At 63.2% G+C, this 12,508-nt stretch carries 13 protein-coding genes and 1 tRNA gene; 11 read left to right on the top strand and 3 right to left on the bottom strand.

The window, feature by feature from the left end; all coding sequences use genetic code 11:
- Window positions 1–145 precede the first annotated feature (145 nt).
- Window positions 146–220: transfer RNA gene (locus tag JFN91_RS21690), tRNA-Glu, on the top strand.
- 75 nt (window positions 221–295) lie between these two features.
- Here JFN91_RS21690 and JFN91_RS21685 read toward each other — a convergent pair.
- Window positions 296–454: a hypothetical protein gene (locus JFN91_RS21685; RefSeq protein WP_199391225.1), complete on the bottom strand. Its 159-nt coding sequence runs from the start codon at window positions 452–454 to the stop codon at window positions 296–298.
- A 169-nt stretch (window positions 455–623) separates the two neighbouring features.
- Between JFN91_RS21685 and JFN91_RS21680 the strand changes: the two genes are divergently transcribed.
- Entirely contained in the window at window positions 624–1,856 is a 1,233-nt protein-coding gene (locus JFN91_RS21680; protein ID WP_236015306.1) for an MFS transporter, read from the top strand.
- A gap of 7 nt (window positions 1,857–1,863) precedes the next feature.
- Here the strand turns inward: JFN91_RS21680 and JFN91_RS21675 are convergent, their stop codons facing one another.
- The gene (locus JFN91_RS21675; RefSeq protein ID WP_199391224.1) at window positions 1,864–2,058 is read right to left on the bottom strand and encodes a 4Fe-4S binding protein; all 195 of its coding nucleotides are present in this window, start codon (window positions 2,056–2,058) and stop codon (window positions 1,864–1,866) included.
- 162 nt (window positions 2,059–2,220) lie between these two features.
- Here JFN91_RS21675 and elbB point away from each other — a divergent pair, with 162 nt between their 5' ends.
- Entirely contained in the window at window positions 2,221–2,877 is a 657-nt protein-coding gene (gene elbB / locus JFN91_RS21670) for an isoprenoid biosynthesis glyoxalase ElbB (protein WP_199391223.1), read from the top strand.
- A 131-nt stretch (window positions 2,878–3,008) separates the two neighbouring features.
- On the opposite strand, the gene JFN91_RS21665 is transcribed toward elbB, so the two are convergent.
- Window positions 3,009–4,697, bottom strand: a complete 1,689-nt coding sequence (locus JFN91_RS21665) for a radical SAM protein (protein WP_199391222.1) — start codon at window positions 4,695–4,697, stop codon at window positions 3,009–3,011.
- A 227-nt stretch (window positions 4,698–4,924) separates the two neighbouring features.
- Here JFN91_RS21665 and JFN91_RS21660 point away from each other — a divergent pair, with 227 nt between their 5' ends.
- The 8 genes from JFN91_RS21660 (at window position 4,925) to JFN91_RS21625 (ending at window position 12,309) form a co-directional block, all read left to right on the top strand.
- On the top strand, window positions 4,925–5,182 hold the full coding sequence (locus JFN91_RS21660) for an acyl carrier protein (RefSeq protein WP_199391221.1): 258 nt from the start codon (window positions 4,925–4,927) through the stop codon (window positions 5,180–5,182).
- A 24-nt stretch (window positions 5,183–5,206) separates the two neighbouring features.
- A complete protein-coding gene (locus JFN91_RS21655; protein WP_199391220.1) occupies window positions 5,207–5,857 on the top strand; it encodes a GNAT family N-acetyltransferase in 651 nt (216 codons plus the stop codon).
- 24 nt (window positions 5,858–5,881) lie between these two features.
- Window positions 5,882–6,868 carry an agmatinase family protein gene (locus tag JFN91_RS21650; protein WP_199391219.1) on the top strand — a complete coding sequence of 329 codons (987 nt, stop codon included), beginning with the start codon at window positions 5,882–5,884 and terminating at the stop codon, window positions 6,866–6,868.
- A gap of 20 nt (window positions 6,869–6,888) precedes the next feature.
- Window positions 6,889–7,545, top strand: a complete 657-nt coding sequence (locus JFN91_RS21645) for a hypothetical protein (RefSeq protein WP_199391218.1) — start codon at window positions 6,889–6,891, stop codon at window positions 7,543–7,545.
- 20 nt (window positions 7,546–7,565) lie between these two features.
- A complete protein-coding gene (locus tag JFN91_RS21640) occupies window positions 7,566–8,714 on the top strand; it encodes an acyl-CoA dehydrogenase family protein (protein ID WP_199391217.1) in 1,149 nt (382 codons plus the stop codon).
- A gap of 20 nt (window positions 8,715–8,734) precedes the next feature.
- Window positions 8,735–10,306: an amino acid adenylation domain-containing protein gene (locus JFN91_RS21635; RefSeq protein ID WP_199391216.1), complete on the top strand. Its 1,572-nt coding sequence runs from the start codon at window positions 8,735–8,737 to the stop codon at window positions 10,304–10,306.
- Between the two features lie 139 nt (window positions 10,307–10,445).
- Window positions 10,446–10,997 carry a hypoxanthine-guanine phosphoribosyltransferase gene (locus JFN91_RS21630; protein ID WP_199391215.1) on the top strand — a complete coding sequence of 184 codons (552 nt, stop codon included), beginning with the start codon at window positions 10,446–10,448 and terminating at the stop codon, window positions 10,995–10,997.
- Between the two features lies 1 nt (window position 10,998).
- Complete coding sequence (locus JFN91_RS21625; RefSeq protein WP_199391214.1) at window positions 10,999–12,309, top strand: NCS2 family permease; 1,311 nt, start codon at window positions 10,999–11,001, stop codon at window positions 12,307–12,309.
- The last annotated feature ends 199 nt before the right edge of the window (window positions 12,310–12,508 follow it).

Here is a 12,508-nt window from a genome sequence, read left to right as displayed (position 1 = left end):
GCCGCTAGCTCAGTTGGTAGAGCACCTGACTTTTAATCAGGTGGTCGTTGGTTCGATCCCAACGCGGCTCACCACCCTATTTACTGTCACATGACTGGGCCTTGTGACAGCCCCCCAACCCTGATGGGACGGGATGCAACAATTTGGTCCCATCGTCTAGTGGTTAGGACACCGGCCTTTCACGTCGGTAACAGGGGTTCAAGTCCCCTTGGGATCACCATCAACGGAAAAGGCCGCTTCCCTCAGGGATGCGGCCTTTTCTCATTCCTGCCGGCTGCTCCGGTTTCTTCAGACCTCACTCATCCTTTTTACCCGGCCACACCTTCATGCAGTAAGGACACTCCTGCACCTCGTACGGCACCGTGTCGCGCAGCTGCTCCTGCTCGTAGGACGCCGTGCATCCTTTCGCTACCGGATAGGTGTGGATGGTATTGTGCTTGATGAAGTAAAGCATGACCTCCCTCCTTTGCCTGCAACAGGATTTCCGGTGTATCCGACACCAATTGAAGAGTAGGGGAAAGAACCCTGTTGTCAACAGCGGCGAAGTCATTTACAACAGTGGTGCTGAACGAGATATTGTCACGCGCCATGCACACTGCCAGTATGAACCGGACCCGCTCGCTATGACATCCACTGTTGAGGCACCAACCATCAAGCAATCAGTGTTGAAACACCAGCCGTTCCGGCTTTTCTGGCTGGCGCGGGTCTGCTCTTCCATCGCGCTGCAGATGCAGGCGGTAGCCGTCGGGTGGCAGATCTACGCACTGACCGGCTCCGTCTTCTACCTGGGGCTGGTCGGACTGGCCCAGTTTCTCCCGATGTTCCTGCTGACGCTGGCAGTCGGCCACGTCGCCGACCGCTACGACAGAAGACGCATCGCCGGCACCTGCCAGGTACTGGAAGGTCTAGCGCTCGCCCTGCTTGCCCTCGGCTCCCACGGTGGCTGGCTCGGCAAGGATGCCATCCTGGTCATCGTCTTCGCTGCCGGGGCGCTGCGCGCCTTCGAGGGGCCGACCATGCTGGCGCTGGTGCCGTGGCTGGTGCCGCAGGAGCTGATCCCGCGCGCCTCAGCCTGGTCCGCCTCCGCCAACCAGACCGCCAGCATCGCTGGGCCGGCACTGGGCGGCCTGCTCTACGCCCTCGGCCCCACCACGGTCTACGCCAGCGCCGCCCTGCTCTTCTTCGCCGCGAGCCTGCTGCTGTCCCGGATCCGCCTCGACCGGGCTCCCGCGCCACGCGAACCGGCCACCATGCGCTCGGTGTTCGCGGGGATCGCCTTCATCAGGAGCCGCCAGGAGATCCTGGGCGCCATCTCGCTCGACCTCTTCGCGGTGCTCTTAGGTGGGGCCACCGCCCTTTTGCCTGTCTTCGCCCGCGACATCCTGCATACCGGCCCGCTGGGCCTCGGGCTCTTGCGCGCGGCCCCCGCCATGGGTGCGCTCGGGGTGTCCCTGTTCCTGGCGCGCAGTCCGCTGCGGCACCGGGTCGGGCGCACCATGTTCCTGAGCGTGTTCCTTTTCGGCGTCGCCACCGTGGTCTTCGGGATCTCCACCTCGTTCCCGCTCTCCATGGCGGCCCTGATGGTGCTGGGTGCAGCGGACATCGTGAGCGTCGTCATCCGCGCCTCGCTGGTGCAGATCGAGACGCCGGACGAGATGCGCGGCAGGGTGAGCGCCGTCAACTCGATGTTCATCGGCACCTCCAACCAGTTGGGGGAATTCGAGTCGGGGGTCACCGCGGCGCTGTTCGGCACCGTGCCGGCTGTGCTGATCGGCGGCATCGGCACGATGGTGGTAGTTTTGCTCTGGGTGAAGCTGTTTCCGAGGCTGCGGCAGGTGGACAGACTGGGGGAGTGAGAAGAGTTCAGGAGATGGCGCGTACCGGGCAGGCGGAAAGGCAGGCGAGGCAGCCGTCGCAATCCCGCGGCCGCACCAGCACGGCGTGCTTGCGGTAACCGGCCACTTCCAGGGTGAGCAGGCGTTTCGGACAGGCAGCGACGCAGCGTCCACAGCCGGTGCAGCAAGCGGCCTCTATTTCAGGTTTTCTATTTTCTGTCATAGCTTGGCAAGTTGCTGGACGAATCGGAGTCATCGGGATAGTAAGCTGTAACTTTCTGACGCAGAATCTCTATTAACGGCCACTAAAACGCCTTGCGCAGAGTTGACATCCCGCTTAGAATATCGCAATCGACTCACAAACTACAAGACAGGAGGCATCTGCATGAAAAAGATAGGCGTAATACTTTCCGGCTGCGGCGTGCGTGACGGAAGCGAGATCCACGAGGCGGTGCTGACCCTGCTCGCCATCGACAACAGCGGCGCCAAGGCCGTCTGCCTCGCCCCCGACATCGAGCTGGACGAGGTGAACCACCTGACCATGCAGGATACCGGCGCCAAGAGAAACGTGCTGGTGGAAGCGGCCCGCATTGCCCGCGGCGACATCGCCGACGTGAAAAACGCCAAGGCCGAAGAGCTCGATGCCATCGTCCTCCCCGGCGGTTTCGGGGCGGCCAAGAACCTTTGCAGCTTCGCGTTCGAAGGGCCCAAAGGGAACGTACAGCCTGACGTGCTCAAGCTGATCCGGGACATGGCCGCGGCCAAGAAGCCGATCTGCGCCATCTGCATCGCCCCCGCCGTGCTCGCCCTGGCACTGGGCAAAGACCTGGCTCCCAAGCTGACCATCGGCAACGATGCGGGCACCGCCCAGGCCATCAACGCCACCGGGAGCAGTCACGTGGAGTGTCCGGCTACCGAATTCGTGGTGGACCGTGACAACCTGATCGTCTCGACCCCGGCCTACATGCTGGCCGGCGGCATAGCCGAGGCCGCCAAGGGGATCGAAAAGGCCATCAAGGCCACCCTCGAACTGATCAAATAGCGAGCCCCTGTAAGCACTGCAACATCCCCTCCCACCGGAGGGGGGAGGTCGGGAGGGGGGCCGCCAACTGGAGTCCCCCTCCCTGCCCTCCCCCTCCGGGGGCGGGGACTCAGGCTGCTACCGACTCGCCCTTACGCTTCCTTCAACTCAGCCGTCCCGTCTAACGCCTTCCGATACTCGCGCTGCAACCTCCCGGTATCACCTCCGTCGATGAAATCCCAGGGAAGCATTTCCTCCAGCGCTATCTCCCGGTTCACCAACGCCTCGGCGTCGAACTGCTGTTCCCGCAGCGCTTCCTTCCAGTTCCCCAGCCGATCCGCGGCGACCAACAACTCTGCCAGTCTGCGGTCGCCGCGCGACAAAAGCGCCTGCTGAAACGCCTCGCGCGGGCTCTCCATCTGTAGCTTCAGGTTGGAAAGCCGCCCCAGCTCCTTCTGCAGGAACTTCCATTTCTTCTCCAGCGACTTCACTGGTTCCATGGCGCACCACTGGAAGGGGGTGAAGGGCTTGGGGATGAAAGGGTTCACCGAGAGCTGGATCTCACCCAGGCGCCGGTTTTCCTTGGCGGCAGCAAGCACTCGCTCCCGGATCTTCTGCACCAGCGCCACCAGTTCCTCCAGGTCTTCGCCCGTCTCGGTGGGGAGCCCGATGATGAAGTACAGCTTCAGGTTCAGGATGTCGTGGCTCACCAGCATGTCGCAGGCGGCGAGGATCTGATCCTCGTTGATCCCCTTCTTGACCAGGTCCCGCAACCGCTGCGAGCCCCCCTCGGGCGCCAGCGCCACCGACTTCTGACCGCTGGCCTTCAATGCCTCGATCATGCGCCCGTCCAGGTGATCGATGCGGAAAGAGGAAACCGAGAACCTGCCCCCGGCGTCGACGATGTCGCAGCAGAGTTCGCCGATGCCCGCGTAATCGGAAACGGCGGCAGCCACCAGCCCGACCTTTCTCCCCTGAGCCACCCCCTTGAGCACCTCCTCGCGCACCAGTTCCGGCGACCGGGTCCGGTAGGGAAGATAGATGAACCCGGCGGCGCAGAAGCGGCAGGCGCGCGGGCAGCCGCGGGAGATCTCGACCAGGTGCATTCCGGAGAACTCGGTGGCGTCGGTATGGATCTCGGTGACGGTCGGGCGGCTGTCGGGATCGGGGTCCCAGACACGGCGCACCGTCGCGGGAGCACCGGGAGCGGGGTGGAAAGCAACCTGACGCACACCGTCGTACTCCGGCTGGTAGAGCGAGGGGACGTAGATCCCCGGGAGCTGCGCCGCCTCGATGAGCAGCTCCTCGCGCGACGTCGCCCCCCGCTTCAGCAGCTCCAGCAAGGGAGGGAGCGTCGGCTCGGCCTCCCCGATGCAGACCAGGTCCAGGAACGCGGCGACCGGCTCGGGGTTCAGAAAGAGCGCCGCTCCGCCGGCCAGGACCAGCGGCTGCAGCGGCGAGCGCTTGGCGGCGTAGGGCTCGATGCCGGCCAGCCTGAAGATCGCGGGAAGGTTCAGGTAATCGCTTTCAAAGGAGATGGAAAAGGCGATCAGGTCGAACGAGGATAGCGGGCGCTGCCCCTCCAGCGACAGCAGCGTTCCTCGCGTCCTTTGCAGTTCTTCCAGCTCGTCCCGGTCCGGCAGGTAGGCGCGGTCGCAGCTGACCTCCGGCTGCGCATTCAGCATTGCGTAGACGGCCTGGAAGCCGAGATTGCTCATGGCGGAGTGATAGCGGTTGGGGTAGACCACGCAGCAGGAGAGCCGCCCGCCGCTGTTGCCGCGACCGGGACCGCTTTCACCCGCCAGCAGAGTGCGTTTTCTTTCGATGATCTTCCACGACATTGCGCCAAGGTAGCATCTTTGGCCGCCCCTGTGGAACAAAAAAGACCACCCTTGACAGCCAAACGGTCAACTGTACACTAAGGTGCGTGCCAAAGATTACAATTCTGTAATTATACAAAACCAACCACACATCACCGTGCAGGGGCCAACCCGGGACAGGGCCGAAGCAGGTGCGCTGCTGCGCCGATAGAGCCCGCGCTCTGCTCCCCATGATTGAGGAGGACGAGATGACCGATTACACCGATACCATCAGGTCGTTCATAGAAAACGAGATGGCAGGACCCGGCCCCAAAGTCACCCTCTCCCCCTCCGACTCCCTCATAGACAAGGGGATCGTAGATTCCCTGGGCGTACAGAGACTGATCGCCTACCTGGAAACGGAATTCGGAGTGCAGATCGCGGACACCGAGATAGTGCCGGAGCATTTCGAGACCATTTCGGCGGTGGCCCAGTTCATCAACTTCAAGCTGACGGCCAAGGGGTAGCGGCGCTCAAGCGTTGGAGGAACGATGCTTCAGTACTGCAAGATGCGGCTGGTGCAGGCCCGAGACATGGTGCTTATCTCCGGATGGCGCAGCCTCGTAGGGGAGATCTTCTATCTGAACCGGGTGGCGGTGCCGGTGGAGATAGCGCTCGACGCCCTGCGGCCCGTGACCGACTTTACCCGCCCCGCCGACGAAACGGTGGTGGAACTGAGCGGGAAGCTGCTTGGGGAACGGCGCATGGAGTACCGGTTCCAGAGCAGGTACCTAAAAGCGCTCAGCTACCTGGACAAGGGTTACCGCGGCTTTGGCCTGGTGAAGGGGAACACGGTGGTGGGAGATATCTGGTGCGCCGACAGGCGGCAAGACGCCGGCACCGGCAGCCACCCCGACGAACAATGGCTGGGGATACAGTGCAGCCCCGGTGAAGCCTACACCTTCGACATGTTCGTGGACCCGGCGCACCGCGGGGGAAATGTCGCGGCCGCGCTGCAAAACGGCATGCTGCACCTGCTGAAAAAAAGGGGCGTCACCAAGGCCTACGGTTTCTTCTGGGCCGACAACGTGCCGGCTCTTTGGGTGCACCGGACCCTGCGCTGGCGTGAACTCAAGCGGGTCAGGGCGACGCGACTGCTGCTGACCAAGAAGCTACATGTAACCGACCACGGCGCAAGCTAGGACCGCGCCCGTAAAGGAGCCACCATGAACAGCAAAGAGATCCCCATGGTTCCCAACCGAAAAGCCTCGCTGCCCAGGGTGTACGGCGATACCCCGTCGTTTCTCGGCGTCCCGGTGCTCGACCCGCGCAACCTGCCCAAGGGGTGCGACGTCATCGTTGCGGGGGTTCCCTGGGAAGGAACGGTCACCTGGGGCTCCTTCAGCAGTTGCGAGCTGGCGCCGCGCAGCATCAGGCACGCCTCGGCGCGCTACGGCGGCTTCCTCCCCGAGTACGAGATCGACCTGTTCGACCACCTGCAATTGGGCGACATGGGCGACGTCACGGTCAACCCCAACGACCCGGTCGAGACCATGGCCAACGTGCACAAGGCGATGCTGGAGGTCTACCGCAGCCGCAGCATCCCCTTCGTGCTGGGTGGCGACCACTCGTTCACCCCCGAGATCGTGAAGGCGCTCGGGGAGGCGGGCCAGGGGGAGATCGGCATCATCCATTTCGACGCCCACCTGGACAACGCCAAGTCCTTCGGCGCCGACCTGTACCCGCGCTGCGGCCCGTTGCACCGGATCGCGCAGCTACCCAAGGTGCGCAAGGAGAGCATCGTGCACATGGGGATCAGGGGACCGAGAAACTCTCCGGCACAGTACGAGTACGCCCGCAGCATGGGTGCACGCATCTTCACCACCAAGGAGATCCGTGAGCGGGGCATGGTGGAGGTGACCCAGGAGGCCATCGCCATCGCCCACGAAAAGACCAGGCATGTCTTCGTCACCATCTGCAGCGACTGCATCGACGCCGGCTACAACCCCGGAGGGCCGGCCGACTTCAACGGGCTTTTGCCCAACGAACTGCTGCCGTCGCTGCAGACCATCGGACGCTCCGGCATCGACGGACTGGACTTTGTCGAGGTCTACCCGGGGCAGGACCCGCAGGGGTACTCCTCGCACCTGGCCGCCTGGGCCATGATCTACGCCCTGTCGGGCGTGGCCCAGCGCAAGCGGGACCAGGGCTGACAGGGCGGCGGGGGAGGGACATGCGCCGGGACCTACAGAACTTCTGGCACTTTTCCAGGCCGTACCGCCTGTTCCAGCGCGTGGCCAGCCTAAGCCACGACCTGCTGGACCAGGACCACGAGCTGTCGTCAACGGCCCGCGAGGCGCTGGAACGGCTGAACCGGGACCGGGTGGCCTGCCAGCTCGCCATTGCCGCCCTCGACCTCCCCTCCTATGCCCGGTGCGACAGATGCCAAGGTGCCTGCTGCCGGGAGCCTGCCGAGCATTACTTCACCGCCATCGATTATTGGCTGCGCCACCACACCGCATCCAAGGTCGCGGGATACGCAAGCCGCCCCATCGTCCCCTTGGCTGTCTGCTTGAAAATTCGGTTGCGTGCGGCATGGCGCCGTTTGGGATCGGGGTACCCCGGAGAACCGGTGGCAAAGCCATCCCCGGGCCGCTGCACCCATCTTGGGGCGCACGGTTGCCTGCTGCCTCATGTGGAGCGCCCCCTGAAGTGCCTGATCTATGCCTGCGCCGGGCTGAAAAACTCACTGGACGAGCAGGCCCGCGGCCGCTACGTGGCAGAGATAAAAGAACTGCAAAAGATTTCAATCGGCACCTTCGAGGTGCTGAAGCAGGAAGCGGGGCGACCTCGCCACTACGGAGTCGCCTCTCTCTTCTTTACCCTGTAGGCCGAGACGGCGAGGCGGACATGGACGCGACCACCTTCAGCACCGAACAGGAATCCTTCAAACAGATGGCCATCGACTTCGCCCGGTGCGACCTGAACCAGGGGGTCAAGGAGCGGGAAAAGCGGGGAGAATTCTCCGAAGAGGGCTGGCGCAAATGTGCCGAGTTCGGCATCCCCGGCATCACCATGCCCGAGGAATACGGAGGACTCGGCCTGGACACCATGACCGCCGTCGCCACCATGGAAGGACTCGGCTACGCCTGCCGGGACAGCGGCCTCATCTTCTCGCTCAACTCACATATCTGGACCTGCGAATCCCCCATCAACCGCTTCGGCACGCCGCAACAAAAGGAGCGGTACCTGCCCCGCCTCATCGCAGGGGAGGCCAAAGGGGGGCACGCCATGACCGAACCGGAGGCGGGCTCAGACGCCTTCAGCATGCGCTGCCGGGCCGAGAAGCGCCGCGACCGCTACCTCTTGAACGGATCGAAGACGTTCATCACTAACGCCCCGATAGCCGATCTGTTGCTGGTGTTCGCCGTCACCGACCCAAGTAAAGGGTTCGCCGGCGTCTCCGCCTTCATCGTCGAGAAGGGGACGCCGGGATTCACCGTGGGGCGCCCCCTCGATACCATGGGACTGAGAACCTGTCCCCTGGGCGAGGTGTTCCTGGAGGATTGCGAGGTCCCCGAGGAAAACCGCCTCGGCGCGGAGGGTGGCGGCGCCGCCATCTTCAACTCCGAGATGGAGTGGGAAAGAAGCTGCCTGTTTGCTGCGCACCTCGGGGCGATGGACAAAATCCTCGAGGAGTGCGTGGAATACGCCCGGCAACGGCGCCAGTTCGGCCAGGCCATCGGCAAGTGCCAGTCGGTGTCACACAAGATCGCCGACATGAAACTGCGCATCGAACTCTCCCGCCTCATGCTGCACCGGGTCGCCGGGATGAAGAGCGCGGGGCGGCGCGCCCCTCTGGAATCTGCCATGGCCAAGCTCTTCATCAGCGAGAGCTACGTGCAAAACGCCACCGACGCCCTGCAGATCCACGGTGCCTACGGCTACTCCACCGAATTCGACTTCGAGCGCAACCTGCGCGACGCCATCGCAGGGAAGATCTATTCCGGCACCTCGGAGATCCAGCGCAACATCATCGCGAGTTTCCTGGGCCTGTAGGGGCAGGAAAGGAGGACGCCATGTTCCTGCTGCAGCAGCTTTTGTCCGAAAGTGCGGCAAGGTTCCCCGAACGGCAGGCCGTGCTGTTCAAGGACCGGGCGCTCTCCTACCGGGAACTTGAGCACACGAGCAACGGACTGGCAGAACTTCTGGCCAGCCATGGCGTCAGGCGCGGCGACCGGGTCGGTATCCTCCTCAACAAGTCGATCGAATGCATCGTTGCGGTCTTCGCCATTCTCAAGGCCGGCGCGGTCTACGTGCCGCTCGACCCCGCCTCTCCCGCCCAGCGACTCTGCTCCATCATCAACCATTGCGGCATACGCCTCGCCATCGCCTCGGTCGAGCACCTGGAACGGATCATCCTGGAGGGTGGCGACGGGCTGAAACTGGAGCAAGCGGTGGTGGCGGCACCCGCCGGCACGATTTCGAGGGTGGAGCTGATTGCCTGGGAGGACCTGGCGCCGCAGCCCCTCCCGCCACTTTCCCCGCACGTGTGCGGCGCCTCCCCCGCCTACATCCTGCACACCTCCGGCTCCACCGGATCCCCCAAGGGTGTGGTCATCTCCCATCTGAACGCCCTCACCTTCGTCGACATGGCCACCGACTTCTTTGCCATAGGCGCAGGGGATCGCCTGGCGAACCATGCGCCGCTGCATTTCGACCTCTCCATCTTTGACATCTTCTGCGCCGTCAAGGGCGGGGCGACCGTGGTGCTGGTGCCCGAGTCACTCTCGGCCTTCCCGGTGCGTCTGGCCGAGTTCCTGGAACGCGAGGAGATCACGGTATGGAACTCGGTGGCGTCGGTGCTGACCAAGCTGGCCGACCAAGGGGCACTGGAGCGGCTCACCCTGCCACGGCTGCGCCTGGTTCACTTCTCGGGCGACCTGATGCCGGTCAAGTACCTGAAGGTCCTCAAGCGCTTCATGCCCGCCGCCGCCTTCTATAACATCTACGGCCAGACCGAGGCCAACTCCTCGTTGTTTTTTCGGGTGCCCGAGCAGCTGCCGCAGGAAGCCTGGAAGATACCCATCGGGACCCCCTTCCCCAACTTCGAGGTCTTCGCCATGGACGAGCAGGGAGCAGTGGTGACCGAGCCCGGGCGCGAGGGGGAATTGCACGTCCTGAGTGCGACGGTGGCGCTAGGTTACTGGAACGATCCTGTCCGCACCGCCGCCCACTTCAGCACCGATCCCCGCAACCCTGCCAGCCACGCCAGGGTCTACCGGACCGGGGACATGGTGCGCCTGGATGACGACGGCAATTTCGTCTTTTCCGGCCGCAAGGACCACATGGTGAAGAGCAAGGGCTTCCGCGTGGAACTGGACGAGATCGAGGTGGTCCTAAACAGCCATCCCGAGATCAGGCAGGCGGCGGTGATCGCCATCCCCGACGAGCTCACCGGCAGCCGCATCGTAGCGTACGTCTCCCACATCGAAGGCGCCGTGCTGGAGACCGCGGACCTCATAGGCCTGTGCGGCGCTCACCTCCCCAAGTACATGATTCCGGAGCGAATCATCTGCCGTCCGACCCTCCCGGTCACCTCCAACAGCAAGATCGACCGCAAGGCCCTGGAGCGTGAATTCTCCCCCTGATACCTCCGCAAGCCGGTCCACATCCCCCTCTGCACCCGTATACGGGAAACCTCAACTAATGAAAGTTCAATTAGTTGTTTTTACACGACAAATCTGCTATGGTTCGGCGGCTTTAAACAAATGTTCCGAAGGAGCGGAAATGGTACTCAAAGACATGGAGGACATTCGCCAAAAAGCGGATTGTCTGAGGTCGGAGCAGGAAGTCGAGGAGGCGCTGTCACGCATGGCGCGGGAAATCGCTGAACGCCTGGCGGGAACCGACCCGATCGCGTTCTGCATCATGAACGGCGGGCTGTTCGTGACCGGGAAACTGGTGGACAAGCTCCCCTTTGCCCTCGAGTTGGATTACCTCCATGCTACGCGTTACGGCGCGGAGATATTCGGCGGCAACCTGCTTTGGAAGGTGAAGCCGGAACGCTCCCTGAAGGGACGCACGGTGCTTTTGATCGACGACATCCTCGACGAAGGGGTGACGCTGGCCGAAATCACCAAGTTCTGCCGGGAGGAGGGGGCCGCCGAGGTCTACACCGCCGTCCTGGTGGACAAGATCCACGACCGGAAAGCACCCGGGGCCAAGGCCGATTTCGTCGGGCTGGAGGTTGAAGACCGCTTCCTTTTCGGCTGCGGCATGGACATAGCAGGATACTGGCGCAATCTGCCCGCACTCTACGCAATGAAGGAGCAAAACTAGCATGACCTCCCGTATAGCCACGTTCTTCCAGTTCCAACGCTACGGCACCAGCATGAAGCGCGAGATCATCGCCGGTCTCACCACCTTCCTCACCATGGCGTACATCATCATCGTCAACCCGGCCATCCTCGAGAATGCCGGCATCCCGCGCGGCCCCTCCACCACCGCCACCATTATTGCCGCCGTGTTCGGCACCGTACTGATGGCCTTCTTCGCCAACCGCCCCTTCGCCATCGCCCCCTACATGAGCGAGAACGCCTTCATCGCGTTCGTCGTGGTCAAGGTGATGGGTTACTCCTGGCAGACCGCGCTGGCCGCCGTCTTCTTCGCCGGCGTCATCTTCACCCTGCTCACCCTGTTCAAGGTGCGGAGCTGGCTTGCCGAGTCCATCCCGCTGTCGCTCAAATGCGCCTTCGCGACCGGCATCGGCCTGTTCCTTACCTTCATCGGCCTCAACGAGACCGGTATCGTCGTGCTGGGCGTCCCCGGCGCGCCGGTGAAACTGGGCGATCTGTCCCAGCCTTCCGTGCTCCTGGCCGTTTTTGGCCTGCTCTTCACCGTGGTGCTCATCTCCCGCAAGGTACTGGGCTCCATGATGATCGGCATCGTCGTCACCACCATCGCGTCGATCATCCTCAAGGTGACCCCGCTGCCGCAGTCCTTCGTGAGCATGCCGCCGGACATCACCCCGATCCTGTTCAAGCTGGACTTCGCGGGCGCGCTCAACCCCAGCTTCTTCCCGATCATCCTGACCATCTTCATCATGGCGTTCCTGGACACCGTGGGGACCCTGCTCGGCCTCTCCATGCGCGCCGACCTCTTGGATGAGAACGGCAACCTCCCCGAGATCGAGAAACCGATGCTGGCCGACGCTCTCGCCACCGTGGCAGCGCCGCTGCTGGGCACCACCACCACCGGTGCCTACATCGAGTCCGCGGCAGGCATCGAGGAAGGTGGCCGCACCGGCTTCACCGCCCTGGTCACCGCCCTGTTCTTCCTGCTGGCGCTCTTCTTCGCGCCGCTGTTCACCATCGTGCCGGCCCATGCTTACGGCATTGCACTGATCGTGATCGGCTCCTACATGATCAGCCCGCTGGCGAAGATCGACTTTGACGACTTCACCGAACTGGTGCCCGCGTTCCTCACCGTGGTGCTGATGATCTTCACCTACAACATCGGCGTCGGCATGACCGCCGGCTTCATCGCCTACCCGCTCATGAAGGGCGCCACCGGCCGCATCAAGGAAATGAAAGGCGGCATGTGGGTGCTGGCGCTGCTCTCCCTCTCCTACTTCCTGTTCGGCGCCAAGTAGCTTTTACTCTGCCGCCGCTGTTCGGCAAGCCGCTGCCCCCGCCAGGGAGCAGCGGCTTTTTTATGTCCATCCAACCATCCAGCTACCTAGTGACGAAGGTGCCCAGCGTTCCCCCCTTGTCAAAGGGTGTATAGACCGGAGACATAGGTTACACATGTTCGGAGACATGGGTGACACTTATTGCCAAGAAGTGACTTCC

This window comes from Geomonas anaerohicana (genome assembly GCF_016458305.1).
In the GTDB taxonomy this organism is placed as follows: domain Bacteria; phylum Desulfobacterota; class Desulfuromonadia; order Geobacterales; family Geobacteraceae; genus Geomonas; species Geomonas anaerohicana.
This window is presented reverse-complemented; position numbering and strand designations above follow the sequence as displayed.

What these genes read in the sequence shown, in the direction of transcription:
- JFN91_RS21640 (WP_199391217.1), top strand. Translation starts at nt 7,566, where the DNA reads ATGGACGCGACCACCTTCAGCACCGAACAGGAATCCTTCAAACAGATG.
- JFN91_RS21645 (WP_199391218.1), top strand. Translation starts at nt 6,889, where the DNA reads ATGCGCCGGGACCTACAGAACTTCTGGCACTTTTCCAGGCCGTACCGC.
- JFN91_RS21660 (WP_199391221.1), top strand. Translation starts at nt 4,925, where the DNA reads ATGACCGATTACACCGATACCATCAGGTCGTTCATAGAAAACGAGATG.
- JFN91_RS21665 (WP_199391222.1), bottom strand. Translation starts at nt 4,697, where the DNA reads ATGTCGTGGAAGATCATCGAAAGAAAACGCACTCTGCTGGCGGGTGAA.
- JFN91_RS21685 (WP_199391225.1), bottom strand. Translation starts at nt 454, where the DNA reads ATGCTTTACTTCATCAAGCACAATACCATCCACACCTATCCGGTAGCG.
- JFN91_RS21630 (WP_199391215.1), top strand. Translation starts at nt 10,446, where the DNA reads ATGGTACTCAAAGACATGGAGGACATTCGCCAAAAAGCGGATTGTCTG.
- JFN91_RS21680 (WP_236015306.1), top strand. Translation starts at nt 624, where the DNA reads ATGACATCCACTGTTGAGGCACCAACCATCAAGCAATCAGTGTTGAAA.
- JFN91_RS21625 (WP_199391214.1), top strand. Translation starts at nt 10,999, where the DNA reads ATGACCTCCCGTATAGCCACGTTCTTCCAGTTCCAACGCTACGGCACC.
- JFN91_RS21655 (WP_199391220.1), top strand. Translation starts at nt 5,207, where the DNA reads ATGCTTCAGTACTGCAAGATGCGGCTGGTGCAGGCCCGAGACATGGTG.
- elbB (WP_199391223.1), top strand. Translation starts at nt 2,221, where the DNA reads ATGAAAAAGATAGGCGTAATACTTTCCGGCTGCGGCGTGCGTGACGGA.
- JFN91_RS21650 (WP_199391219.1), top strand. Translation starts at nt 5,882, where the DNA reads ATGAACAGCAAAGAGATCCCCATGGTTCCCAACCGAAAAGCCTCGCTG.
- JFN91_RS21675 (WP_199391224.1), bottom strand. Translation starts at nt 2,058, where the DNA reads ATGACAGAAAATAGAAAACCTGAAATAGAGGCCGCTTGCTGCACCGGC.
- JFN91_RS21635 (WP_199391216.1), top strand. Translation starts at nt 8,735, where the DNA reads ATGTTCCTGCTGCAGCAGCTTTTGTCCGAAAGTGCGGCAAGGTTCCCC.